The 21,947-nt window shown below is 45.7% G+C and carries 35 protein-coding genes, 1 tRNA gene and 4 pseudogenes; 15 read left to right on the plus strand and 25 right to left on the minus strand.

What is annotated here, in order from left to right; genetic code table 11:
- Positions 1-25: 25 nt before the first annotated feature.
- From JCM11216_RS16080 to JCM11216_RS16115, 12 genes are all read right to left on the minus strand, one after another.
- Positions 26-553, minus strand: a complete 528-nt coding sequence (locus tag JCM11216_RS16080; RefSeq protein WP_243675104.1) for a DUF1152 domain-containing protein — start codon at positions 551-553, stop codon at positions 26-28.
- The gene (locus JCM11216_RS16085) at positions 501-1,073 is read right to left on the minus strand and encodes a DUF1152 domain-containing protein (protein ID WP_243675105.1); all 573 of its coding nucleotides are present in this window, start codon (positions 1,071-1,073) and stop codon (positions 501-503) included. Before JCM11216_RS16085 ends, JCM11216_RS16080 begins: the two co-directional genes overlap by 53 nt.
- Positions 1,074-1,133: 60 nt before the next feature.
- Positions 1,134-1,451 (minus strand): hypothetical protein, encoded by a 318-nt coding sequence (locus tag JCM11216_RS03920; protein ID WP_054853357.1) that lies wholly within the window; start codon positions 1,449-1,451, stop codon positions 1,134-1,136.
- Positions 1,452-1,697: 246 nt separating this feature from the next.
- On the minus strand, positions 1,698-1,937 hold the full coding sequence (locus JCM11216_RS03930) for a hypothetical protein (protein WP_054853359.1): 240 nt from the start codon (positions 1,935-1,937) through the stop codon (positions 1,698-1,700).
- A gap of 6 nt (positions 1,938-1,943) precedes the next feature.
- Entirely contained in the window at positions 1,944-2,252 is a 309-nt protein-coding gene (locus JCM11216_RS03935) for a hypothetical protein (protein WP_054853360.1), read from the minus strand.
- Entirely contained in the window at positions 2,221-2,391 is a 171-nt protein-coding gene (locus JCM11216_RS16090; protein ID WP_243675106.1) for a hypothetical protein, read from the minus strand. The genes JCM11216_RS03935 and JCM11216_RS16090 overlap by 32 nt, the downstream gene beginning before the upstream one ends.
- Complete coding sequence (locus JCM11216_RS03940; RefSeq protein WP_054853361.1) at positions 2,388-2,573, minus strand: hypothetical protein; 186 nt, start codon at positions 2,571-2,573, stop codon at positions 2,388-2,390. Before JCM11216_RS03940 ends, JCM11216_RS16090 begins: the two co-directional genes overlap by 4 nt.
- Positions 2,574-2,617: 44 nt before the next feature.
- The gene (locus tag JCM11216_RS16095; RefSeq protein ID WP_243675140.1) at positions 2,618-2,800 is read right to left on the minus strand and encodes a hypothetical protein; all 183 of its coding nucleotides are present in this window, start codon (positions 2,798-2,800) and stop codon (positions 2,618-2,620) included.
- Entirely contained in the window at positions 2,772-2,996 is a 225-nt protein-coding gene (locus tag JCM11216_RS16100; RefSeq protein WP_243675107.1) for a helicase-related protein, read from the minus strand. Before JCM11216_RS16100 ends, JCM11216_RS16095 begins: the two co-directional genes overlap by 29 nt.
- Positions 2,974-3,660 carry a DEAD/DEAH box helicase family protein gene (locus JCM11216_RS16105; RefSeq protein WP_243675138.1) on the minus strand — a complete coding sequence of 229 codons (687 nt, stop codon included), beginning with the start codon at positions 3,658-3,660 and terminating at the stop codon, positions 2,974-2,976. The genes JCM11216_RS16100 and JCM11216_RS16105 overlap by 23 nt, the downstream gene beginning before the upstream one ends.
- Before the next feature lie 56 nt (positions 3,661-3,716).
- A complete protein-coding gene (locus JCM11216_RS16110; RefSeq protein ID WP_243675108.1) occupies positions 3,717-3,944 on the minus strand; it encodes a hypothetical protein in 228 nt (75 codons plus the stop codon).
- Between the two features lie 35 nt (positions 3,945-3,979).
- A complete protein-coding gene (locus JCM11216_RS16115) occupies positions 3,980-4,603 on the minus strand; it encodes a hypothetical protein (RefSeq protein WP_243675109.1) in 624 nt (207 codons plus the stop codon).
- A 61-nt stretch (positions 4,604-4,664) separates the two neighbouring features.
- On the opposite strand from JCM11216_RS16115, the gene JCM11216_RS03950 reads away from it, so the two are divergent.
- Positions 4,665-5,684, plus strand: coding sequence for a bifunctional phosphoglucose/phosphomannose isomerase (locus tag JCM11216_RS03950; protein ID WP_054853362.1), 1,020 nt, complete (start codon positions 4,665-4,667; stop codon positions 5,682-5,684).
- Here the strand turns inward: JCM11216_RS03950 and JCM11216_RS03955 are convergent.
- From JCM11216_RS03955 to JCM11216_RS16140, 8 genes are all read right to left on the minus strand, one after another.
- Complete coding sequence (locus tag JCM11216_RS03955; protein WP_054853391.1) at positions 5,656-6,855, minus strand: MFS transporter; 1,200 nt, start codon at positions 6,853-6,855, stop codon at positions 5,656-5,658. The genes JCM11216_RS03950 and JCM11216_RS03955 overlap by 29 nt on opposite strands.
- A 79-nt stretch (positions 6,856-6,934) precedes the next feature.
- On the minus strand, positions 6,935-7,846 hold the full coding sequence (locus tag JCM11216_RS03960) for a branched-chain amino acid transaminase (protein ID WP_054853363.1): 912 nt from the start codon (positions 7,844-7,846) through the stop codon (positions 6,935-6,937).
- Between the two features lie 63 nt (positions 7,847-7,909).
- Complete coding sequence (locus tag JCM11216_RS16120; protein ID WP_243675110.1) at positions 7,910-8,107, minus strand: iron dependent repressor, metal binding and dimerization domain protein; 198 nt, start codon at positions 8,105-8,107, stop codon at positions 7,910-7,912.
- Positions 8,104-8,316, minus strand: a complete 213-nt coding sequence (locus JCM11216_RS16125) for a hypothetical protein (RefSeq protein WP_243675111.1) — start codon at positions 8,314-8,316, stop codon at positions 8,104-8,106. The genes JCM11216_RS16120 and JCM11216_RS16125 overlap by 4 nt, the downstream gene beginning before the upstream one ends.
- A 62-nt stretch (positions 8,317-8,378) precedes the next feature.
- The gene (locus JCM11216_RS03970) at positions 8,379-9,269 is read right to left on the minus strand and encodes a divalent metal cation transporter (RefSeq protein ID WP_243675112.1); all 891 of its coding nucleotides are present in this window, start codon (positions 9,267-9,269) and stop codon (positions 8,379-8,381) included.
- Between the two features lie 41 nt (positions 9,270-9,310).
- Positions 9,311-9,640 (minus strand): hypothetical protein, encoded by a 330-nt coding sequence (locus JCM11216_RS16130; RefSeq protein WP_243675113.1) that lies wholly within the window; start codon positions 9,638-9,640, stop codon positions 9,311-9,313.
- 68 nt (positions 9,641-9,708) lie between these two features.
- Positions 9,709-10,059 carry an MFS transporter gene (locus JCM11216_RS16135; protein WP_243675114.1) on the minus strand — a complete coding sequence of 117 codons (351 nt, stop codon included), beginning with the start codon at positions 10,057-10,059 and terminating at the stop codon, positions 9,709-9,711.
- A gap of 7 nt (positions 10,060-10,066) precedes the next feature.
- Positions 10,067-10,813 (minus strand): MFS transporter, encoded by a 747-nt coding sequence (locus tag JCM11216_RS16140; RefSeq protein ID WP_243675139.1) that lies wholly within the window; start codon positions 10,811-10,813, stop codon positions 10,067-10,069.
- On the opposite strand from JCM11216_RS16140, the gene JCM11216_RS16145 reads away from it, so the two are divergent.
- Together JCM11216_RS16145 and JCM11216_RS03980 are read left to right on the plus strand one after the other, a co-directional pair.
- Positions 10,707-11,000 (plus strand): hypothetical protein, encoded by a 294-nt coding sequence (locus JCM11216_RS16145; protein WP_243675141.1) that lies wholly within the window; start codon positions 10,707-10,709, stop codon positions 10,998-11,000. The genes JCM11216_RS16140 and JCM11216_RS16145 overlap by 107 nt on opposite strands.
- 68 nt (positions 11,001-11,068) lie before the next feature.
- Positions 11,069-12,982 (plus strand): S53 family peptidase, encoded by a 1,914-nt coding sequence (locus tag JCM11216_RS03980; RefSeq protein ID WP_054853364.1) that lies wholly within the window; start codon positions 11,069-11,071, stop codon positions 12,980-12,982.
- A gap of 67 nt (positions 12,983-13,049) precedes the next feature.
- On the opposite strand, the pseudogene JCM11216_RS03985 reads toward JCM11216_RS03980, so the two are convergent.
- A pseudogene (locus tag JCM11216_RS03985) lies at positions 13,050-13,563 on the minus strand (MarC family protein).
- Between the two features lie 211 nt (positions 13,564-13,774).
- Here JCM11216_RS03985 and JCM11216_RS03990 point away from each other — a divergent pair.
- The 3 genes from JCM11216_RS03990 (at position 13,775) to JCM11216_RS16150 (ending at position 14,750) form a co-directional block, all read left to right on the plus strand.
- Positions 13,775-14,095 (plus strand): AbrB/MazE/SpoVT family DNA-binding domain-containing protein, encoded by a 321-nt coding sequence (locus tag JCM11216_RS03990; protein WP_054853365.1) that lies wholly within the window; start codon positions 13,775-13,777, stop codon positions 14,093-14,095.
- 53 nt (positions 14,096-14,148) lie between these two features.
- On the plus strand, positions 14,149-14,307 hold the full coding sequence (locus tag JCM11216_RS03995) for a 50S ribosomal protein L40e (RefSeq protein WP_054853366.1): 159 nt from the start codon (positions 14,149-14,151) through the stop codon (positions 14,305-14,307).
- A gap of 236 nt (positions 14,308-14,543) precedes the next feature.
- Positions 14,544-14,750 carry a hypothetical protein gene (locus JCM11216_RS16150; protein ID WP_243675115.1) on the plus strand — a complete coding sequence of 69 codons (207 nt, stop codon included), beginning with the start codon at positions 14,544-14,546 and terminating at the stop codon, positions 14,748-14,750.
- A 193-nt stretch (positions 14,751-14,943) separates the two neighbouring features.
- Here JCM11216_RS16150 and JCM11216_RS04000 read toward each other — a convergent pair.
- Positions 14,944-16,340, minus strand: a pseudogene (locus JCM11216_RS04000) (bifunctional hydroxymethylpyrimidine kinase/phosphomethylpyrimidine kinase).
- A gap of 109 nt (positions 16,341-16,449) precedes the next feature.
- Between JCM11216_RS04000 and JCM11216_RS04005 the strand changes: the two are divergent.
- Both JCM11216_RS04005 and JCM11216_RS04010 read left to right on the plus strand, forming a co-directional pair.
- A complete protein-coding gene (locus tag JCM11216_RS04005) occupies positions 16,450-16,779 on the plus strand; it encodes a hypothetical protein (RefSeq protein WP_243675116.1) in 330 nt (109 codons plus the stop codon).
- 93 nt (positions 16,780-16,872) lie between these two features.
- Complete coding sequence (locus tag JCM11216_RS04010) at positions 16,873-17,169, plus strand: hypothetical protein (protein WP_054853367.1); 297 nt, start codon at positions 16,873-16,875, stop codon at positions 17,167-17,169.
- Here JCM11216_RS04010 and JCM11216_RS04015 read toward each other — a convergent pair.
- Both JCM11216_RS04015 and JCM11216_RS04020 read right to left on the minus strand, forming a co-directional pair.
- Positions 17,166-17,468, minus strand: coding sequence for a signal recognition particle subunit SRP19/SEC65 family protein (locus tag JCM11216_RS04015; protein WP_243675117.1), 303 nt, complete (start codon positions 17,466-17,468; stop codon positions 17,166-17,168). The two genes, JCM11216_RS04010 and JCM11216_RS04015, sit on opposite strands and share 4 nt — an antisense overlap.
- An 81-nt stretch (positions 17,469-17,549) precedes the next feature.
- A pseudogene (locus JCM11216_RS04020) lies at positions 17,550-17,953 on the minus strand (30S ribosomal protein S8e).
- 170 nt (positions 17,954-18,123) lie between these two features.
- Here JCM11216_RS04020 and JCM11216_RS16155 point away from each other — a divergent pair.
- The 4 genes from JCM11216_RS16155 to JCM11216_RS16160 all read left to right on the plus strand — a co-directional run bounded on the left by JCM11216_RS16155 (position 18,124) and on the right by JCM11216_RS16160 (position 19,957).
- Positions 18,124-18,348, plus strand: a complete 225-nt coding sequence (locus tag JCM11216_RS16155) for a 4Fe-4S binding protein (RefSeq protein WP_243675118.1) — start codon at positions 18,124-18,126, stop codon at positions 18,346-18,348.
- Positions 18,335-19,468: a (Fe-S)-binding protein gene (locus JCM11216_RS04025; RefSeq protein ID WP_243675119.1), complete on the plus strand. Its 1,134-nt coding sequence runs from the start codon at positions 18,335-18,337 to the stop codon at positions 19,466-19,468. The genes JCM11216_RS16155 and JCM11216_RS04025 overlap by 14 nt, the downstream gene beginning before the upstream one ends.
- 54 nt (positions 19,469-19,522) lie before the next feature.
- The gene (locus JCM11216_RS04030; RefSeq protein ID WP_054853368.1) at positions 19,523-19,786 is read left to right on the plus strand and encodes a hypothetical protein; all 264 of its coding nucleotides are present in this window, start codon (positions 19,523-19,525) and stop codon (positions 19,784-19,786) included.
- A 53-nt stretch (positions 19,787-19,839) separates the two neighbouring features.
- A tRNA-Pro gene (locus tag JCM11216_RS16160) sits at positions 19,840-19,957 on the plus strand.
- Between the two features lie 335 nt (positions 19,958-20,292).
- Here JCM11216_RS16160 and JCM11216_RS04035 read toward each other — a convergent pair.
- A complete protein-coding gene (locus JCM11216_RS04035; protein WP_243675120.1) occupies positions 20,293-20,538 on the minus strand; it encodes a TA0938 family protein in 246 nt (81 codons plus the stop codon).
- A 356-nt stretch (positions 20,539-20,894) separates the two neighbouring features.
- Here JCM11216_RS04035 and JCM11216_RS04040 point away from each other — a divergent pair.
- From JCM11216_RS04040 to JCM11216_RS04045, 3 genes and pseudogenes are all read left to right on the plus strand, one after another.
- A pseudogene (locus JCM11216_RS04040) lies at positions 20,895-21,295 on the plus strand (30S ribosomal protein S8).
- A gap of 42 nt (positions 21,296-21,337) precedes the next feature.
- On the plus strand, positions 21,338-21,658 hold the full coding sequence (locus tag JCM11216_RS16165) for a hypothetical protein (RefSeq protein WP_243675121.1): 321 nt from the start codon (positions 21,338-21,340) through the stop codon (positions 21,656-21,658).
- Complete coding sequence (locus JCM11216_RS04045; RefSeq protein WP_243675122.1) at positions 21,630-21,947, plus strand: eL32 family ribosomal protein; 318 nt, start codon at positions 21,630-21,632, stop codon at positions 21,945-21,947. The genes JCM11216_RS16165 and JCM11216_RS04045 overlap by 29 nt, the downstream gene beginning before the upstream one ends.

A 21,947-nucleotide genomic window follows, 5' to 3' on the forward strand; every position in this document is an offset into this window, starting at 1 on the left:
CAATGATGAGTACCGCAGACTGAGTTTACCTATCTACTAATTGCGACTGCGACCTTAATCTACCCTTTATTTCCTTAATCATTAGGTAGGTCTCTTCGGGACTTGGTATCTTTAACCTAGTCCTGTAATACCTATAAACCTCTTCTTCAAAGTTCAGTTCGGTCATTACTCCCCCCCTGCTATTTAGTATCTTCATGGCATCCCAAGGATCCTTTGCATTAATTATAAGGTTAGCCAGTGGTAGGTCGTTCATTGCCTTCTTTAGGTCCAGGTAGTAAGTTATTGATGATGATATGTCCAACCTAACGTACCTGGTGTTCCCCCTTATGCTAACATTCCCATAATGGCCCCTTGCAGCCTTAAAAACTAAGGCACTGGCCTCGGTTATTGCCCTATTGAGTATGTCCTCGAGTATCGCCAAGTCATCCCTAGTCGGCCCATAGGCACCCAGAAATGCGCCCTTGCTGGCTAATTGGCTTATTCTTGTTAATACATAGTCCCTATCTAACTCCCCGTCTACGCCAGCCCGTAATACCGAGTACTGTTGGGACACCCGTGATTTCCTGAACCTTGCTTAAGACAGCGACTGAGTAACTATCCGTAAGTGGGCTGTAGAGTCCATCTTCATTACCTAAGGCGAGCACATCGCCACCGACGTCTATGCCTATCACGGCATCAATGCCATATTTATTCACGTAGTCGCTAAGTTCCTTAGCCACGTTATTTACAGACCCTGAGATGCTTATTCCCAATCCATCATCCTTAATTACACTTAGTACATTGGCTATTTGAGGAATAACGTGCTTACCCTCCCTAACTGCGTAGGTGTCTCCATTAACAATGGCCAGGTAATTACCAATTGCCTCAGCATTTTTAAGCTCCTGAATTCTGATGGGTCCTGGTACAATATCGTTCACATACCTTTCCCAAAGCACGGCGCCGAGTACGGCGTTCTTATCCTCATTAATGGCCAGACTATAGGTAATTGTTGAACCAACAACATCACCCCCCCCACCGCCAATACCAATCACTAGGACACTCCTTATATTAATTCCAATAATTTCATCAATCACGGGTAAGGTTCATATTCAATCATTTAAATGCATTAGCCAGGTCTTTAAAATTCGTGGAAGTCACGGTTCATTATTAATTATACCATCAACCGTGAAATAATACGTATTATTCACGTACATATTAATTAATACCACCACGTGAAAATTACCATTTATTACAGTCACTGCATTACATAGTCTGATGCTTGGTGATGCATGTAATGTATAATCTATTGTACCCTCATAAACTGTATAATTATGTGCCTGCCTAATCATGTGAAAAACACCAACATAGTAAAGCGTTATGTTTATATTGTTGGGTTCATGATTAACTTTACCCGCTAGGTACCTATTAATGTCTTGCACGGCCTCTGTTATATTATTGGCTTGGATAGTCACGTTGATTTTCATGCCGCTGGCTATGCCATTAATTACCTGTGCATAGTAGCATAAATTGAATGGATATGTAACAACGACGGTCCCCCCCTAATATTATTAGATTGAGTAGTTGCCTGGATGATTGCGCTGTACACGGTCTCATTATCCTTGCCGTAAATCTCGTAATTAATTATCTCGTACCTTACGGCATACCCAGTCCTATTACTAATAGTGTTGAGGGCATAATTTAATGTATTCGTTAGGTTCTTAGCAAGGGCGTTGCATGAGTAATTCATGGGGGTTTACAATAACTTGGCATGCATCGTTGTGTAGTATCTGCGGTAACGTGTTATTTAATTGCTTAAACACGTTTATGGATAATAGGTAGGTATTCTCGAGGGTTAATGCTCTCGATGTCTCATCATTCACATAACTTATTAAGTATGTAGTTAGCACGATTATAACCAGTAATGTTATGATTATTGGCAATAATGACTTATAGATCATTCATTATCACCTAACGTATGCCACGTACACGTTAACCTCAAGCTGCGAACCATTACTTAGTATCCTTGGGCACATGACTAAGTAATTACCCATTGTAACTTTATTCGTTATTATGACATGATCTAGATACATATTGCCAGTGAAATTACCTAATTGGCATTCCGTGAATAGGTAAGTTCCCATCGTTGCTCTGTAGTCGATAATTGATAACCTCAGTAGTTGGTTTGTTAGGTATATGGTGAGGATGAGTATTGCGACTATTAGCATTATTGAGATTAGTAGGTCAGGGAATACCAAGGAGTCTGCGAGTGCCATTAATAATCACCATGGCATAATTACTCACGGAGTTTACTAGGTAGAGCGTTTTTATTAGGAAGCCCTCTATAATGATTATGATCATAAATATCATCAATATGAGTATTGACGTTAGTATGTACCTAATCAATGTAATCACCTAATCGCTGAATTAATCCATTGAATTATTGAGTTGAGTTCGCTGATTATTTCGATATTATTCCGTAATAACTCTATATACATGGTTATCACGGTCATTGAAAGTACAATGGAAATGACCATGAGTATTAAAGTCCCATACTCCTGAAATAATATATTCATTAGTTCCTCAAGGAACTTCACAATTACTAATTACCAACCCAATATATAAGCCACTACCATAGTCATTATTGAGTAAATAACCGTGTACTACTAATTACATGACTTATCAACCGCTTAACCTCATCAGCCAAGTATCTCTTGCATTCAACCTCAAGGACCTCACCCTTAACATGCCTCTCCTCACTAAGGGCCTCCTCAATCGTGTTTCTAGCCACCACCTCATATACTCGCCTCAACCTTGTCATCACTAGCCCTAACAACGCGTCCAACCCTCTGAATCATCTGTCTCTGGGAACCAGTCCCCCCCGACAGGATGATCGCTACATCCGCATCGGGCACATCGATACCCTCATCAAGGACTGTAGTAGTCACAATAACCTTATACGTACCTCTAGCAAAGGCCCTGAATATCGAGTCCCTATCACTTGTCTTGGAGGTTATCAATGCGACAATGGGCCCCCAACTCCTCCTTAAGGACCTTATACAACTCCTCGGCCTGCCTTATTAACTGCGTAAAAACAATAATCTTACTACCAATATTAACCTCCGCCTTCGCTATTTCCCTGGCAACGTCTATCTTGGCGCTCGCCATACTCGCAATGTTCCTCAGTACAATGGCATTATCACCAGCCTTCTCATAACTCCTCCTCTCCTCAGGCGTTAGGTCAACATAGATCCTAAAATGCCTAACTGGAACAACCAACTTAGCCTCAACCATGTCCCTATAATCAGCCTGGTAAACAATATCACCGGCGCTCAGGAAGATCAAGTGCTCATTACTATCGCTCCTCCTCGGCGTAGCAGACAAAGCCAACCTAAAGGGCGCCCTAAGCTTAAACGCAACCTCCTTAAAGGTATCGGCAGGAACGTGGTGCGCCTCATCAAATATAACCATATCAAACCTATTGCTTATCTCCGTAATCCTATTAACTGCCGAGTTATAGATCGCCACAGTGACCTCCCTAACATCATCATAACCACCACCCAACCTACCAGCCCTAATGCCCAGGTACTTCATTACCCTCTCATACCACTGATTCATTAATTCCTCCGTTATGACGAGTATTATCGCTGGTGCCTTAACCGTGGCCAGTGCTTTAAGGGCTATGAATGTCTTACCACCGCCGGTTGGTACGACAATCGTACCCCCCCTCTTACCAGCCCTCAGCCAAGCGTCAAGGCTCTCTCCTGGAAGGGTAAGAGCTTCACCTCGTCCTTAGGGACCTGTATCTCTCTCGGGCTCCATGGTAAGTCAACAACCTTATAACCACTCTTTACCAGTAATTCTCTAATGGTATTCCTAACGAATACGGGGGGGAACCTAATCATAACCTTACCATCATTTCTAACAACATCATCCTTACGTATGAGTCTCAGATCACGCCTATTCAAGTTTCCCTCCTTATCGGTGATGTAGTACGGAATGGTTAAACCATTAGCCTTTCATAAAGCTCCTTCGACAGAAAGTGAAGCTCAGCAGTATCAAGGCCAAGCCTAGCTGTCCACCACTCAATCCTCCTCATGAACAAGTCTCTCAACTTATTATTAGCCAAGGCAAATTCCCGAGCTCTTTTCAGTGCGAGCTCCATATCACCAATCACCGCCTTGCCAATGAGCAACTGCCTAATGTTCTCCACGGCCTTATCAACGTACTCTTCATATGAAGATACACCGCCTATATAGTTCCTATCATTCTTAATGAAGTCCCTGACCAAGCACGATAGTGAAACAATGAATAAACCACCCTCCTCACCCAACACACAATCACTGGGTATAGAACCGAGGCTCCCCCCCAAATCCTCGACACCGATAACGCCGCCTGATGAGTTTACGAGAATAGTCTTCATCAATTTCTCAGTCTCCTCGCTAGTTAGTTCGAGTAATTCCTTCAACTCCCTAATTAATGAGACGGAGTAAACCTTACCGGACCAATACTCACCATTCCACCTAAAGCCAAGTTCCTTCAGCCTATCCTTAACCCTCGATACCCTATCCCACGGCCACTCCCTCCTAATCTCAACATCACCATTTATGACAACCCTAAATAGCACTAACCATGTACTAACTGCACAGTACTTAAAGCTTACAAAGGTTTAAGCTTCATAATCCATAATGAACCTAATTGACTACCCAAGATGGCCATCACTCGCAAGGGAGTCGATACTTAACGTTCCCATGGACCTAAGAAACATTAGATTAAACATCGACGGTAAGGTCATAGATTACAATGGAGAAATAGATTCGGTGGTCATCACCGGTATGGGTGGTAGTGGCGTTGTTGGCGACATAATCAATGACTTGTGCTGGTTCTGGGATTGTAGAGTACCCATAATCGTGAGTAAGAACATGAGGTTGCCAAGGAGGTTGTCAAGGCCGTTGGTCATAGCCATTAGTTACTCGGGTAACACTGCCGAGACAATAATGAGCGCCAATGAGGCCCTGTCCAGGGGATACCCAGTGATCGGTATTACGACAGGCGGTAAATTAAGCGCGGTACTCGGCAGTAAGGGCGTACCCGTTGTCCTAATTCCAAAGGCCTCGGCACCCAGGTATGGACTACCTGCGCTGCTATACCCAGTGCTCATTATCCTGGAGAGATTTGGCGTTACCTCAGTGGCTAATGAGTTGGAGAGTGGTATTGCTGGGATCGAGAATGCCCTTAAGCACGTCGACGATGCGGTAAACCTGGCTAGGCAGTTAGTGAATTCGATACCGGTGGTTTGGGTCACGGAGAGTAGGCGTGGTGTTGGTATTAGGTTTAAGAATGACCTTAACGAAAACGCCAAGTACTACTCAGTGGTCTCGGTAGTGCCCGAGGGTGCTCATAATGACATAGCCGCAGTCACGACTAAGCAGGTTGGTTTAAGGCATGTTGCGATAATGGGGCCTAATGACTACGAGGGGGGGTTGTACGAGGAGGTCCTCATTGACGTAGTATCGTCATTCGGGGCAAAGCCAATAATCATAAGGCTTGAGGGTAAGACGCCCCTAGAGACCGAGATGTATGGTGTGACCTACCTAGGAATAGTGACCTTGGCCCTAGCGGGGTTGCTGGGCGTTGAACCGGTATCTACGGAGCCAATTGACAGGCTTAAGAACCTACTTAGTGAGAGGAGGGTGTTCCAGGTCTGAGTTGTTCAAGGCCTGAGTTCAGGTAAAATCTCGTGAATGCAATGGCTATGGTTATTACGGGTATTAAAAGCAGGGCCATTGACAACCTAATACCTATTAGGTCTGCTGAGATTCCAAATAGTGCTGGCACTATTATTCCTAAAACGCCCTGGAACGCCGCGAAGTAGGAATTCGCGGCGTTCCTCTCCTCGATGCTCGTACCCCCCCTACTAATCATTAAGGTTGAGAGTGGGTATGTCGAGCCGTGGGGTATGCCGAGTATTGACATTGAAATCGTGAATACCACGTAGTTAGGCGATAGGTAAAGCAGTGTAATGCCTGTCATGGTTAATACTATGGAGATCAGCATTGGCCTGAATAGGCTACTTGGGACGTGAATGGTTAGGTAAAGCCTGGTAAGGAAGGAAGTAAGGAAGAATGGTACGAATGAGAAGTAGGCCAAGTACTTACTAACGTGGTACACACTCTGTGCGTAAATGGCGACAAAGGCTGTGAAGACCACGAAGGGTATACTGTACGTGGAATTCGCAAGCAATGCCGATATTAAACCCCCCCTATTTCTGAGTATCCTGCCCGTATTAACTACCCTCCTCGTTTCCTTGGGGTCCGGCGGGAACCTTACCTTGAATGATAGAGCTAGGGAGAGTATTGCCAGTGGTATGAATAGTAGGAATACGTACCTATAACCAAGGCGGGTTAGTACGTATGTCTCGAATAATGGACCAGCAACGAGACTCGTACTCAAGGCCAGCGTGTATAGCACGAGTATTCTCTCTGCAGTAAATTGATCACCGACTATACTTGCTGACGTGAGTATGTTGGGCATTATTAGGCCGTAGGCAAACCCAGTGAGTATTGAGATTACCCAGATGCTTAGTGAATTGGCTAAGAAGTACATGGGCAGTAAAGCCACTATTAATGCATTTGAGGCAATAAATAACAACCTCCTTGTTGATCCAGGTAATCTAGCGTTTATAAATACTATGGACGCTAGGTTCACGGCAGTGACCACCGATGCCAGAAAACCAACCAGGTAATTAGGGAATAGTAAGTCATACTTAGCAAGCAGGGGGGGTGTCGTTGTCCCAATCATGTTATTAGTTGCGCGGGCGGCGAAGGTTATTAGGAATATTATGATTGCGTAATGGGTTATTTCCCGATTAATACGCACAATTATCAACGGAAACTTACCGCTTAAAAACTATTCCCATCCTTCACATTGATTTTAACGGCATTTATTAATCCCCCCCTTAGTAAACAGGCATGAGCCAATTCATGTATTTACTAACTTTACCGTGAACCACATCCATGTAGTAACTCCTTACCTTAAGGGTTACTGGACCTGGTTCTCCATTGCCAATAACCCTACCGTCTATGTTCACCACGGGGGTTACCTCAGCGGCCGTCCCCCCCGTGAAGAAGACCTCGTCGGCCGTGTACAGCTCCTCCCTGGTTATTCTCTTCTCAATAACCGTTAGCCCCCCCAGGTCTCTGGCTATGGTGATTACAGTATCCCTAGTGATGCCCTCAAGGATTGAGTCATAAGTCGGTGGCGTGTAAAGTACGCCATCCTTAACAATGAATATATTCTCTCCGCTACCCTCGGCTACGTAACCATCACGATTAAGTAAAATGGCCTCGTCAAACCCGGAGACCTTGGCATCAAGCAGCGCGATTACTGAGTTTACGTAGATACCACCGACCTTAGCCTTCATTGGGAACATGGAGTTATGAACCCTCAACCAACTAACGACCTTAGCCCTAACGCCCTTGGGCTCCAGGTAATGACCGAAGGGTATGGCTATTATGGCCGTAGATGTTTCCAAGTTCCTGATATCCAGGTTAACAGTACTAGCCGATACAAAGGTTATTGGCCTTATATAGACGTTTTCATGTACCTCATTAGCCTTTAGCAGCTCCACAGTTGCTTTGATGAGTTCGTCAATGCTATAGTTAATCCTGATGCCCATTATCTTGGCTGAATTGCGAAACCTAATATAGTGATCCCTAGCCCTAAATATGTACAGGTTATTACTATCAGAGCTCCAATAGGCCCTTATGCCCTCGAAGACCGACGTACCGTAATGCAGGGCATGCGTAAGTATGGGTATTACAGCCTCCTTCTCAGGGATTAACTTACCGTCCATCCACACATACTTCATTGATTAATGCACAATAGGTTCCTTATTAAGTATTATCATATATATAGTGTATTTGTGCATTACTCATGAACTGGGGCTGGGTATGTCCTTACCATGCGGGCATTTACTTGGTTTCCCTAGGTATTCATAGAGCCTATCCACGACCTCCTCAGGCAAGGCATAATCAAACATCCTAGCCAATTCACAGGCCTTGTCTGGGTCTATCCCTGCCCTAACTAATAATGTCTCCACAACCCTATGGGCCCTAATTAATGAGTTCATCTCTCTAATGCCTCATCAGTTATGAAGATACCACCATCCCTCTTCTCCACGAATCCCTTCTTAATTAGGTGATTTATCTCCTCATACGCACTTGCGCTCGAGACACCAAGTGCCTTCGCAACCCCCCCAAATATTGTTGCGCCAGAGCCCTTATCATTCATCCCCTTAATCACCAGCAAATATAGGAATTCCCTACTGGATATTCTCACATGTAGCCCCCCCATACTACACTTAGTAAAGGTCTAATTAAACCTTATTCCCAAATAATGGGTCAAACCGCCGTTACTACCGCATAGGCCCCCCCAGCAATAATTAACGCCGTTGTAACAATATATAACACAATAGCCCTAGCCCTGCCTATTGCATAATCACCAACGACGTCCTTCCTCGAAGCCAAGCCTATCAATAAGTAGGTGGGTATGGCCAGGGCTATTGCGTTGAATATCATTATACCCAGTATCAAGTTAACGAGGTCCCTCATGAAGAGTATAATTAAAGCGGCGGGCACGATCTCAACTACATAAAATGCGTAGAAGCCCCCTGGCCTCACACATCCTCCTACTAAGCCTGCGGGCCAATTGAAGTACTCACTAAGTCCATAGGCGAAGCCTAGGCTTATCACGAATATGGCAAGTAGCGCAGCGGCGATCATGCCCACGGCAGCCACCACGAACCAATACGGGCTAATGACCCTGCTTATCGAGAGAAGTGCCGATTGAAAATTATCAATAACCCCCCCACCCCCCCTGACCCTAAGCCAATAACCGACCAATAGGCTACCAATCATCAACGTCTCACTTATTACGGCGCCCATCGCTGTCTCAAACCTCTCGTGAGTGTAATGCTCCCTCCTTAAGCCCTTATCAACAATCGCCGACTGCTGGTAATAAAGCATCCAGGGCATTACCACCGCGCCTATGTTCGCCGCAAGCAAGGTCACGTATAGGGAATTAGCGTATGAGCTCGGTAAGAACATCGATAGTAACGCGCCATAAACCTCCTGGGGGGGCTTAATGGGTACTATGACAAAGGCCGCTAGGTACACCAGTATGAATGCGGAGATCGCAAGCAACACATTCTCAACCCTCTTATACGAACCACCCATTAGTATTATCGCCGTGTGAAACACCAGGACTAAGATCACGGAAATAACCACGGGCACACCAAAGAGAAGCCCAATGGCTGATATGGCTGCGTACTCACCTATGTAGCGGCTCCATCTATTATGAGCATGGCAATCAGCGATACTGCCGCAACCTTATCTCCATAGACCTCCTTAAGCAGCGTTCCCATGCCCTTCCCACTACCCAGCGCCGCCCTAATGGTCAATTCCTGAATAAAGTACAGAGGTACTGTCAGAAGTATTAGCCAGGGAATTATCGCAAGCCCAGCATAATAACCACTCTGCATTGCCGTTAGTATACTTGGTGCATCGACGTCGGCAAGCATCGTCAACCAACCCGGACCAAGTAACACCCTAAGTGAGTCACCAACTTCCTTAATACTCCTCGATACTCTCTCCTGAAAATTCACGTCAGAGTCACAGATGGTCTACTTAATTAACATTTTTTCTTGTGACAAGTAAAGGAGCAGTGTATGTACTATGTACCGTGGACAACCCTAACCCTACCCTCAACACCCCCCCTGAGCAATACATAGAATAGTACCACAGCGATGGCGTAAAGCATAGACGTTATGTACAAGGGCAGGTCTAAGTAGCCAGTATCCATCAAGTAACCACCAATGCTGGGACCCACGGCTCGCGGTATTGAGGATATCATATTCCAGATACCAAATACCCTTCCTCGTTCCTCCCTAGGTGCTAGCTCATTAATGAGCGAGGTTAGTAATGGGTTTGCCATGTTCATGAGCGTGTTCCTAATTATGAATAGGACCAGTAATAGTGGCAGGTTGTATATTGATGGCATTATTGCTAGTACTCCCGTAGCCAACCCCCCCTCAAGTCACCACGGAAATTACTCTACTATGTAGAAATCTCGATATTGTTGGCGCCATTAACGTACCCAGGGCTAGCGTGGCATTTGATATGGCGTAGACAATGCTCAGGTTTGCAATGTTTATGTGGAACTTAAGGTAAAACCAGAGGCTGAATAATGGTATTATCACCCCCCCAGCTCCGAGGCCAATTATTGCCTCCGGCATAAGTCTCTTTATTAACCACGATGAGCGCAGTTCACCAAGGTCCTTAAGGCTGATCCTCTCGATCTTGGCATTGACAATGGCTGGATCCAAATGCTTAATCGCATTGAGCACTAAGGGTATTGTTAAGTATACGGCGGCCGCCTCGATGACGAAGATTAGCTCATAACCAAGATGTCCAAGGTAACTGGGTAACACAGTAATTGCCGAGCCAACAACACTAAAAATTACGTTAAAGGAGGATGATAGACTAAATACCTCGTCAGAAATACCTCTTTGCTTGGCGTATTCGCCGACTATGGCTGTTAACACTACGTACCTATTAAACAAAGCCGACATTAGGTATGCCGCCGACACGATTATGGGCACGCCAGTAACCATTAGGAGTATTAGGGATCCGCTGATTATTGATAGCATCGTGAAGAGCCTAGTGCGATCCATGAGGTCCGTTAGATATCCAATAACTAATGAACCGAGGGCGTTCATTAATGAGAAAAGACCAAGGATGATGCCGATTAACGTGGTTGACATGCCAATACCCAGCATGTATATCGATAAAATGACCGAATTAGCACCCCAAATAATTCCGCTTAATGAATTAGCTGTTGCCAATAACAGCCCAATGCGATCAACTCGTCTTAATGACATCCTGGCTGAATTAAGAGGCGGTATTAATAAGGTGTATTTTTCATTTAGAGATAGAAAGCTCAAAGTAAATAGGCATGTAAATTAATTTGGTCAAAGTATAGTATGAAAATGAGGGAAATATTTAAAAATAAATAGGGCTATCAATCGCTCAATATGGCAGGTAAAAACCCAGTTAAAACCCTGGTAATAATCGCAATGGCCTTACTAATTCTGGCAACATCAATAGCTTATGCGCAGCAGGTGTCGTCTCAATACCTCACATGTACTGAGGTTATCCCCCCCGGTGTTCCTGGTTCGACACAGAGTCACGTGATTGTTTGGTTCTGGCTTAGTAATGTCACAACGCCCAACGGGCTTGACTACCTCCTTTATCAAATGTATTATAACCCATCGAGCCCCCCCTACTTCCATAGTTTCATCACGCCCCCCCAGGAATTCGCCAGTTGGTACTCGCCACCAAGCAGCGTTATTAGTTACGTGGTTAACCTGGCCCGGCAGTACGGCTTAACCATTAATTACACCTTCCCAATGCTCATGGAGGCCACGGGCAGTGCATCGGCAGTGGACAACTTCCTAACAGCCCTTGAATCGGCACCAAGCTCGATACAGCAATGGATAATAGCCGGTGAATGCGTACCACTCGGCTACTTCACGGCTAATTCCAAGGCGCCTGCCTACAAGCCGCAGTATACTGTCGTGCATTTAAACACCACGGGCATAAACACGATACTAAAGTCAGGCGCCATAAAAATAAATGGAAAGCCAATGCAGATAATACAGAACCAGGTAGAGATATGGCTGCCCCAGGGCTTGGAATTCATGTATGATGAATTGCCGCTCTTCAATAATGGCTATATGGGTCAGGGCTTGACCATAGCCATTGTTGATGCCTTCGGCGACTTTAACCTAACCCTAGCCAACCAATACATATACCAAAGTACTGCATGTCAGGACTTGGCAACCTTCGATACCATATTTGGCTTGCCGCCAGCCTCGTGCCAAGTCATCTACCCAACAGGTACGCCGGTGCTCACTCCATATGACTTAAGCACTGCGGAGGGCTGGGCCGTGGAGAGCGCCCTCGATATTGAGTATGCCCACACGATGGCCCCCCCTGGCGCCAATATACTCCTCGTTGTATCGCCTACGTCGGGTGACGATTTGTTCGTTGATGTGGAGTACGTAGTCGCTAACCACTTAGCCAAGTTCATAAGCCTGAGCTGGGGGGGCGCCTACGAAGACATGTTCTACTACCCACCGCCAAGCTACAACCTACTCTATGGCTATGACGAGATATTCATGCAGGCAGCCGCGGAGGGCATCGGGGTATTCGCCGCATCCGGCGACAGCGGTGCCTTTGACACTGACTGGCTTTATCTTAACATGACCATGGAACCCAGTGTATTATACCCAGCCAGTGATCCATGGGTGACCGGCGTCGGTGGCACAACACTTTACGGAAACATCACAAACGCGGTGACCATTCGCATCGAGTACGCCTGGAATTGGAATAGTACTTACTTATGGGGGGGTAGTGGCGGTGGTTACTCCTTCACCTTCCCAGAGACCCCTGGTCAGTCACTGATAAACATAATCTATGAAAGAGTGCGTGTACGTGAACCTGACCTGGGCATTGTCTTCTACACGGTTGGGCACAGGGGGGGTGTGCCGGACATTGCGGCTGACGCTAATCCATTCACGGGCGTTATAATAGTCCTTAACGGTACAGTATTCCCATACCTAATCGGAGGCACCAGTCTAGCCACGCCATTGTCGGCGGGCATGACGGCGACGATACAGAGCTACCTTGGCAGCTCATTTGAGATAGGTGACTTAGCACCAACCCTATACCTACTGTATTATTACTACCCGTATGAGTTCTATGCATTAAGTTCCGTGTATCCAACTAACGAGTTCTCCACGGGCATATCTGGAGCGATGTTCCTAACGCTCTTTGGCCAAAATGGGCTTTACTACGTCATACCAGGTCAATGGAACCCAGTTGATGGTCTTGGGCAAATAAACACCTACGGCCTAGCCTACCTACTTCAGCAATTAGTTGGTTAATCACAAATGGGGGGGTGAGTTGGCCCTTTAAAACTTATTTTGCTTGTGTTTCATGTTTAATAAGAAATTAAACCAATAATGCGTCCTTGGCTCCCTCTATTATTAGCGATACGGCCCAAGCCATTATGATTAGGCTCATGAACCTACCAATGAACCTGAGCATGTTACTGCCCATGAGCCTAATTATTGCGAAGCTAAACCTAATTATTAAGTAAGTTATTAGGGATGCAATGAGTATACTTATTATGACCTCGGGAATTCCGTAGTACGTGGTGAAGAGCATCACGGAGGTTATTGCGCCAGGTCCAACGAGCATTGGCGTCACTATTGGCGTGAATATGAAGTCCTCAGCTTAGGCCCATGGTCCTTGGCGCCCCCCCTTCCCTGAGTGTGTCAATGCCGATTACGAGGAGTACTATGCCGCCGGCGATCCTGAAGTCGGCAATACTTATGTTAAAGGCGGTCAATATGTATGGCCCAGCCACTGCAAAGGTTATCAGTAGTGATGGGACGGCAATGGCAATTATCCTAAGGGCCCTCCTAAAGATCTCAGGTTTATCTATACCTGGCATGCTAATCATTATTGGCAGCGCACCAACTGGATCCACTATTGCGATTAGCTGGGCAGTCATTATTAATATGTCAATTGCGATACTCATCGTTCAATAATAGTGACCAAGTCCTTTAAAAGAGTTCACTATGTACGTTATTCAACACATACGCATTATAATTCTAATTTTCTGGACTTAATTAGAAACTTTAATAAATTAATTTAACAACCATGTTCTTAATATGGCATCAGGAATTTCTAGGGTAAGGAGGATTAGGAGAAGCATGGTAATCACTAAACTACCATATGTAACGAGTATATACATAAATTATCAAGTCCTGATACCGGCAAGCTTAGTTAAGTCTCTCAATATCGAAAATGCCCTATATGCAAACATAACCATTGAGTACTTCGGCCAGGAGATAATGCTTGAGAGGGTTAAGTTGTTGAGGACTCGTAACACGGCCAGTAGGCAATTCACAATCCCAAAGGAGGTGAGGGAGAAGTACGGTATAAAGCCTCTTGACGAGATTAAGATAAAGTCCATAGTGATTGTTGGATAAGTGTGATTTAATGAGGTAAAAATATAAAAAGGCCCTTAACTCCATAGGCACGTATGCCCATTAGCGACCCTGAGAAGCTTAGGATAGCCGTTGAGCATAGGTTCAATTACTGGATATGCAGGGAGTGCGGGGGGGCCAGGAACCCACCGGGCGCTGAGAAGTGCAGGAGGTGTAAGAGTAAGAACCTAAGGCCCAAGAGATTTAAGAAATAAGCATACAATCAATAAATTCCTAAGGTATTTTAAGGTATTACTGGGTTTACGTACTTATACCATGGGTACTTTAAAGGACTTAGATAAAAATATAAAGAGGTAGCCTAAGCTTTATGTAATGGAAGACGAAGATAGATACGAAGAGGAGCCTGAAAACGAGGAAATTAATGAGGAGGGTGATGGGGGGGGTCCATTGGCAGTGAAGATTACTCATCACTTATTGATAAGGCGCCTGAGTGGAGTGTCGGCGTGATACTTTACAACGGCAACGCTACCCACTGGCTAAGTCCAAGTACAAGAGGAGTGAGTACTACTTTTCACCGAGTTGGAGACCCGTGGCTAAGAACGTGAATGGCGAGGTCGTGGTACTCAGGGATGGCAAAGTAAGCAAATACAAAATAAGTAGGCGCGGAGACAAGTATCTGCAGGTTGTTTTGGTCTGATAACGCCTTATCCGGCATTATTAAAATAAAGACCTCTCGTTTTGCCGTAACTTCACGTTCAAGGGCCTCAATTCATTAGCTAGTTCCATCGGTTCAATGCAAAACCATATTATTTTGAGGAATCTAAATGTGAATGCACTTTATCCCCCCCTAATTTAGGGCGTTGATGAGCATGGCCCCCCCTGCCCTATCTTCAATGTTGCCGTTGTTTCCCATAAACATGCCCCCCCAGTATCGCCAGTAACTTACTAATAACCTCCGTTGGGCTTCTACCGAGTATTACGATCTCTGGTTCCTTACCCCCCCAATCACCAAGGTGGTAAATAATGTCGGGGACCCTGCCCACGCTCTTTATGGCTTGTTCAGTGCCCCCCCAGGGTATTGATGCGCCCTCCCTAGCCTTAACGTCAGGTGGTTCCTGCTTCCTATCATAGCCACTAACCACATAGCCAAGCTCCCTCGCGGCCTCTATCACCCTATCATCATACTTAATATTCATTGCAGACCTGATCTCTGGGTCATACTTCATTGCCGTGAGTATGTAACTAGCGACGTGAGAGCTGGCACCGAAGGTTGGTGGGCCACTTGGCTTGGCCCTTCCCATGTACCTAACTATCCTACCCGGCACTGCAGCGACGTCATTTAAATCCCTGGCATAGAAGGCAGGTAATGAGTAGCCCAGGTTTGACTGAACCTCGGTATGTAATTCCCAATTATGTCGGCGTTCTCCTCAATCATTCTCAATGCCTCGTTCATCTCATCAATAACGTCAGCCCTATAGGCCCTGAGTTCAAGCCATGCCATTGGGTTGACGGGTCCATGGCCATGCCCAAGAGGTAATGAGTACTTAATTGCCGTGGTTATTAATTCCTTAGCCAACTTAATCGCCTCCCAGGGATCCAGGCCCCTTGCTAGGCCGGCTGCTATGGCTGCTGAAAATGAGCAGCCAGTCCCGTGGGTGTTCTTGGTATCGATCCTCGGAGCCCTCAACTCCCTATACTCGCCCGAATCCCTGAAGTAAACAATGTCAATACTCTCATTGCCTGTTAAGTGGCCGCCCTTAACAATGACAATCTCTGGGTGCAACTCCTCGGCAATGGTCTTGGCAGCCCTCTTGGCTTCGTCAAGGGTATCAACATGAAAACCAGCTAGGTGCGATGCCTCGGGCGCATTTGGGGGGGTCACAACCTTGGCGATGGGTATTATAACGCGCTTCAAGGTCTCCATTGCCTCAGGTCTAATTAGTGGGTCACCACTTTTGGCGTACATGACGGGATCAACAACCAGCGGGAATCCCCCCCACCTTCTTACTGATCGAGCTACCGCCTCCATGATAGGCGAACTACTTAGCATGCCTGTCTTAGCGGCATCAACGCCTATGTCCTCGGCGACTGCGTTTATCTGGGCCTCGACTATTGATGGGTCGATCTCCTGAACTGCCCTGACACCTAGGGTGTTCTGAGCGGTAACTGCTGTTAGGGCTACCATGCCATAAACACCGAGGGCATGGAATGTCTTTAAGTCCGCCGTAATACCAGCACCGCCGCCAGAGTCTAGTCCCGCTATTGTTAGTGCCCTTGGTATCTTCATGCAAAATAATTCACTTATTATAATTTTATAAAGCTTCTATCAGTGCTAGCAATTCACGTGAGAGTAGGCTGAAAGTAATTAATTAATCGAAATGATAATTAAGGTATTGGTGAAGGAAATGAGGAAGGCCCTGGAGGTATTCCTCGTGATATTAATCACGGTGGTAACTCCATTAATAGCGCATGCGTCACAGAGCATAGGCGACATTAATAATGCTGCGAGTAATGTAACGAACACAATAAATAACTTCATGAATTCAATAACCAACAGTACGGAGAACGTGATTAATGATGCACTTAATAACTTAATATCCTTCACCAACTTTCTTAAGAACGTGATATATAATGCATCGACGGTACTCGCACTACTCTTCGGTATTATTGGGGGGGGCTTCCTATGGTTATCAGGTATTAGCCCTACCGTGGACGCAGGCTCGTAATATCTGCAATATTACTTGCGTTATTGGCTATTGTAATAGTCCACATATGAGTGAGCAATTAATATATAGCGAATTAATAAGTCGGTGGTGCATATGTTCATAGACCTCCTCAAGAGCATGGGTTTCAGGAAGAGTAATAATGATAATTCCTGGCTTAAGGATTATGGAAACAACGTGACGCTTAAGGTCATGCCCACTGACTTAAATGAGGTAGAGATTGAACTTGACATGCCAATACCAACAGGTCTTAACCCAGATTTGTCGAGTGATCCTAAGGACTTTGTATATTTAATAATGAGTATGCCGATCGACAAGGACCTGCTACAATCACTGCATAACGCATTAAATGATTTAATGAGCCTGAGACTAATAATGATTATGAGCAACTAAGTGCCCCCCCTCCCCCCCTGCTGCGTGGATTGCCTAACCCTTATTAATTCCCTAGCTATGAGCATGAGTAACCTCCTCTTATTTATCGAACCAAACCTCCTAATCACAGAGTCCTTCCTCACTGCGACGTAGCCATAAGGCCCCCCCTCAAACCAATTACTCGGGTGTTTCTTATCGCTGTAAACCTCAAACTCAAGGCCAAGGTTACTAACTGCCCTTGTTAACTCCTCAATTGTCGGTGACTTCACGGCCACACTACTAGGCACCTTCCTACCAAGCCCTACTCTTGCCAGCGTCAAAGTAGGCAACCCAAATAATCCAATAATCCCTCTTATCCACGATTAATCAGGAGAACCACTAATTAATAATGCTTTACCTAATTACTTCTCAAGGAGTACGGCATTTACCACACCGTCTTGCCCAGGCCTTGACGTGACCACGGCCCTACCCCCCCTCTCGGTCTCGATAATCGTGCCCTTAACAATGATATCCCTCTTAGCCAATTCCCTATTCGCCGGCGTCTCGAGTACCCTAAGTATCTTCACCTTAACGGCCTTACCCTCCTTAGGAATGTATAGGTTAGCATATTGCGCACTGACGACCTTAACCTTAACATTACCACCAAAGACCCTAAGCACGTTCCTAACATCGCTATTGGATAATGTGGTATTGGTCGGTGGGCCACCACCAAGCGCCTTCCTCTTAACCTTATACGGCCTAGCCTATAACCACCACTGGGCTTCTTGGAATCCCTGTCCTGGTAAAAACTCAGTAGCTTAACCACGAAGTCCCAACGCGGGCATTGCCTTTAAAAGATTTTGCCTCGTGGAATTAATGGTGATGATGCGTCCCGTTGCGGAATAATGACGAACCTAACTCCTCGCTGAGGTGCAGATTTTGCACATACAATAATGTATTAAGGCATTGATAAAGCAATGAAATAGGCAATGGGTAATGCCCCCAATTAATGAGTATAGGCATGAGAAAGCCTCCCCTAACCTAATTGAAAGGCTCCACAGTAGGGTTAGTATTAGGCTAAGTGGGCAGGGCATTAATGGGTTTAGGGAATTGCTGAGGAGGAGGTTGCGCGAGAATAGGAACCTGGCTATCTCGCTAAGCCTATGCATGGGCTGCGGCGCATGCCTAACGGTATGCCCCCGCGTACTTGACAACGCATAATATCAAGAATTCACCACTCGGTAGGATAGCCCTGGCAAGGTCATTAATGCGTGGTCCAGTTAATGAAAAATCAATAAACGAGGCATACACGTACTTCTGGCAATGCCTAACATGCAGGAGATGCGCCTGGGTCTGTCCCTTCGGTGTTGACGTTGCCGATATCTCGAGGACCATTAGGTCACTACTCTACGAAATAGGCCTGGCCCCCCCTAATTACGTAGCGGGAGTAATAAACAACCTGGAATCCACGGGGAACTTCCTTGGCTTGCCCGAGGACGTAATTAAGGAAATAATACTGAACGTGGTTGATCAAATCAAGCTTGAGAAGGGCGTTAACGTTAAGGTTAAGGTTAATGAACCAGCCTACGCCATGCTACTTCCATCGGCCTGTGCGGACTACACGGTGGCCGTAAATACGCTTAAGGGCTACATATTATTACTCAATGAGTTGGGTATAGACTTCACCCTAAGCACTAGGGCGCCTGACATAACGAATTATGGCCTATTCATGGATGAAAGACACATGAGACTCATTGCGGAGAGAATAGTCGAGGAGTCGCGTAGGTTAAGCGTGAAGTTGGTGATAGCTGGTGAGTGTGGTCATGGCTGGAGGGTATTCAAGAACTACGTGATACCAAGGCTTAGGGAGTACGGTATTGAGGGGACGCACATACTCTACATAGCCGCGAATGCCATAAGGAGGGGTTTAATTAAATTGGATACGTTGGTCAATGGCGACTTGACTTACATATACATGGATCCATGCCACTACGCCAGGGGGGGCGGTGACCTTGTTAAGGAGCCGAGATTCATATTGAGTAATACCGTGATGCATTATGTGGAATTGAATGATAGGCCCGAACTAGCCATATGCTGTGGAGGAACAAGTGGAATGCTGGCTAAGGAAATGGAGGAATTATCCATTAAGTACGCGGAGCTCTGGTACTTAAAAGCCATTAATAAGGGCGCGGATTGTGTTGTAGTACCATGCGCAGCCTGCAAGCTACAAATGGACAGGGTACTACCAAGACTAAATAAATTACATAATCATGAACTAACATTCACAGGGCTAATGGACCTAGTGTATAAGGCCATGATACCGAAAGCAGCGAAAACGTAGTCCCTAATTTCAATGAGCAATACCTTTAATTTTGAAAAATTTAATCCCGATCCAATGATTGACTACGCATTTTATAAACGCGTCATGGAGTTTCTGGCCAGGTACCTAGGTCTTGAGAACGAACCATTATACATGAGCGTTCTTCGTTACGACAATGTATTGAATGGGATTAAGGTTCTCATAGCCATTTATAGGGTAAAAACGAACGAATTAATTACCTACTGCGCAGTGAGGTTTGACAACATGGTTGGTAAAGCCGAGCCGATGTGCAATGGGGATAGGAAATACGTGGAGAGGGTGTATGAGGAGATGGCTTAACGAAAGAAGCAATACACTGAAAAGCTTAAAATTGCTCATGGAATGATAACTAAGGGGCCGTAGTCTAGCCTGGCTAGGATGCACCAGGTAAGGCCTGGGTCCAACGGCCTGGGGGGGAACAATCCCCGTCCAGTGCGCCGGTGAACCCGGGTTCAAATCCCGGCGGCCCCCACCACAGATCGTTCATGATTAAATACGGGTTCATTGTCATTATTAATGACATGAAAGATCATGATCACCGCTCATGGCTGTGGGTCAGGTGCACGTTACATGCTCATTTCCTGAAAAGACCCTGTGCTTTTTGGCTTGTCCTCTAGGATTATTCCTCAATGCATTATAGTCTTCTGTAAAGTTCTGCATCTATAAAGTCATCAGCATTTCCTTAAAGGAGTTTAAAACCTCATTATTAAAACCCTCTTAAACTCCTCATCATAGTCCCTCCTAACCTTATAATACAGACCGACGCTCATTATATTAAATCGCTCATCATTTATTACTTGCATAATTTATTGCTCGGTCAGGTTAAATATTGATTCGTTTATCGTCACCACCCTACCATCACAATCCTCAACTCTTATGCTTCTTTCACCACCATTTATGGAAATGAGCACGGCCTTCACCCTGCCAATGTTGTCTATCGCGATGGCCCTCTGTATTATCCTCCTAAACTCCTTATAATGATCTCCACAACAAAAGTATAGCTTGGCACCAGTGACTTCCTGGTAGGCCCCACTCCACGGCTTACCGCACACCTTACACCTAAGCGTTCCATCAATACTCAGGTAAGTACCTGTCTCCCTATTATCACCGCATAATGCACACCCGGTGTGTTCATCACCAACCTACCTGCCATTAATTAGTACCCTCATAATACTAAGTCGTTGGTTATCCTGATTTATTGTGTTTCGCGGCTTCTAATCTTTTATGAACAGTTATATTTATTGATATTTATTTCAATATAAATAAATATATTACACACAGCCAAGCATTTAAACCCGCCCACGCATTTCTAACCGTGATGTTAGGGAGTACGGCTGAGGGTTGATGATGTGGTCCTTCGCTGACGACTTAGTAAAGTTTTTAATTTGTGTCTTTGACCGTTGGTTGTATGGTAATGCTTGATGTCTTGGCGAATGCGTTGACGATGATTAAGAATGCGGAGGTTAGGGGGGGTCATAGGGAGGTGGTTATTTGGCCGTCTTCCAAGCTTGTTGGTAATGTTCTTAGGGTTATGCAGAGGTATGGCTATGTTGGTGAGATTGAGTTTATTGAGGATGGTAGGGGGGGCGGTAAGTTTAAGGTTCAACTCCTCGGTAAAATAAACGATGTTGGGGCCATAAAGCCCAGGTTCAGTGTTAAGGCCTCTGAGTTAATGGAGTGGGAGGAGAAGTACCTACCTGCCAGGAACGTGGGCATACTAATACTCAGTACCTCGAAGGGTGTGTTATCACACCTTGAAGCTAGGCGGATGAATATTGGGGGGGTGTGCTCATCGCCTACGTCTATTGATGGTAGTAAATTTAAAAAGGGCATTAACAAGGTGCTTCTGCGATGTCTACGGAGGAGAACAAACCAACGGGGGGGCAGGAAGCACAACAGCAATCAACAAGTGAGCAAGCCACCCAGCCGGAGGCTCAGGTGCAGCCTCAGCAGGCTCAACAGTCTCAGCAAGCCCCCCCTGAGCAGGCGGTGGCTAAGCCCGAGGTTAAGGAGGTTAGGTTGCCTAGGCCCAGGGTTTCATTGAGTGGTAAATTGAGGCAGTTGTTGAGGCTTAGGTTGTTGATGGAGAGGAGGGAGCCGCGTTGGATGAGGATGGATGAGTGGAGGTACTTGAGGGTTGCCCATGGCGAGCATTGGCGTAGGCCAGGGTGATGATAATAAGATTAGGCTTGAGATTAAGGGTTACCCGAAGAGGGTTAAGGTTGGTTATGGGAAGCCGAGGCTGGTCAGGAACCTACACCCAAGTGGTTTTAGGCTTGTGATTGTTCATAGGCCTGAGGAGGTTGATAGGGTTGACCCAACGAGGGAGGCGATAGTGATTGGTAGGACCGTCGGTCTTAGGAAGAGGATCGAGATTGTAAAGAGGGCTATTGAGAGGGGGGGTGTGAGGGTCATTAACGTGACAAAGGACGTTATTGAGGAACTAAGAAGAAGCCAGTAA

It is taken from the genome of Vulcanisaeta distributa JCM 11216 (assembly GCF_001315985.1).
Classification (GTDB): Archaea; Thermoproteota; Thermoprotei; order Thermoproteales; family Thermocladiaceae; genus Vulcanisaeta; species Vulcanisaeta distributa_E.

Bases quoted from the DNA above. Each gene is read 5' to 3' on its own strand.
- JCM11216_RS03930 (WP_054853359.1), bottom strand. From the start codon at position 1,937: ATGATCTATAAGTCATTATTGCCAATAATCATAACATTACTGGTTATA.
- JCM11216_RS03935 (WP_054853360.1), bottom strand. From the start codon at position 2,252: ATGGCACTCGCAGACTCCTTGGTATTCCCTGACCTACTAATCTCAATA.
- JCM11216_RS03950 (WP_054853362.1), top strand. From the start codon at position 4,665: ATGAACCTAATTGACTACCCAAGATGGCCATCACTCGCAAGGGAGTCG.
- JCM11216_RS03960 (WP_054853363.1), bottom strand. From the start codon at position 7,846: ATGAAGTATGTGTGGATGGACGGTAAGTTAATCCCTGAGAAGGAGGCT.
- JCM11216_RS16120 (WP_243675110.1), bottom strand. From the start codon at position 8,107: ATGAACTCATTAATTAGGGCCCATAGGGTTGTGGAGACATTATTAGTT.
- JCM11216_RS16145 (WP_243675141.1), top strand. From the start codon at position 10,707: ATGAGGTCCGTTAGATATCCAATAACTAATGAACCGAGGGCGTTCATT.
- JCM11216_RS16140 (WP_243675139.1), bottom strand. From the start codon at position 10,813: ATGCTGGGTATTGGCATGTCAACCACGTTAATCGGCATCATCCTTGGT.
- JCM11216_RS03980 (WP_054853364.1), top strand. From the start codon at position 11,069: ATGGCAGGTAAAAACCCAGTTAAAACCCTGGTAATAATCGCAATGGCC.
- JCM11216_RS03990 (WP_054853365.1), top strand. From the start codon at position 13,775: ATGGCATCAGGAATTTCTAGGGTAAGGAGGATTAGGAGAAGCATGGTA.
- JCM11216_RS03995 (WP_054853366.1), top strand. From the start codon at position 14,149: ATGCCCATTAGCGACCCTGAGAAGCTTAGGATAGCCGTTGAGCATAGG.
- JCM11216_RS04010 (WP_054853367.1), top strand. From the start codon at position 16,873: ATGTTCATAGACCTCCTCAAGAGCATGGGTTTCAGGAAGAGTAATAAT.
- JCM11216_RS16155 (WP_243675118.1), top strand. From the start codon at position 18,124: ATGCCCCCAATTAATGAGTATAGGCATGAGAAAGCCTCCCCTAACCTA.
- JCM11216_RS04030 (WP_054853368.1), top strand. From the start codon at position 19,523: ATGATTGACTACGCATTTTATAAACGCGTCATGGAGTTTCTGGCCAGG.
- JCM11216_RS16165 (WP_243675121.1), top strand. From the start codon at position 21,338: ATGTCTACGGAGGAGAACAAACCAACGGGGGGGCAGGAAGCACAACAG.
- JCM11216_RS04045 (WP_243675122.1), top strand. From the start codon at position 21,630: ATGGCGAGCATTGGCGTAGGCCAGGGTGATGATAATAAGATTAGGCTT.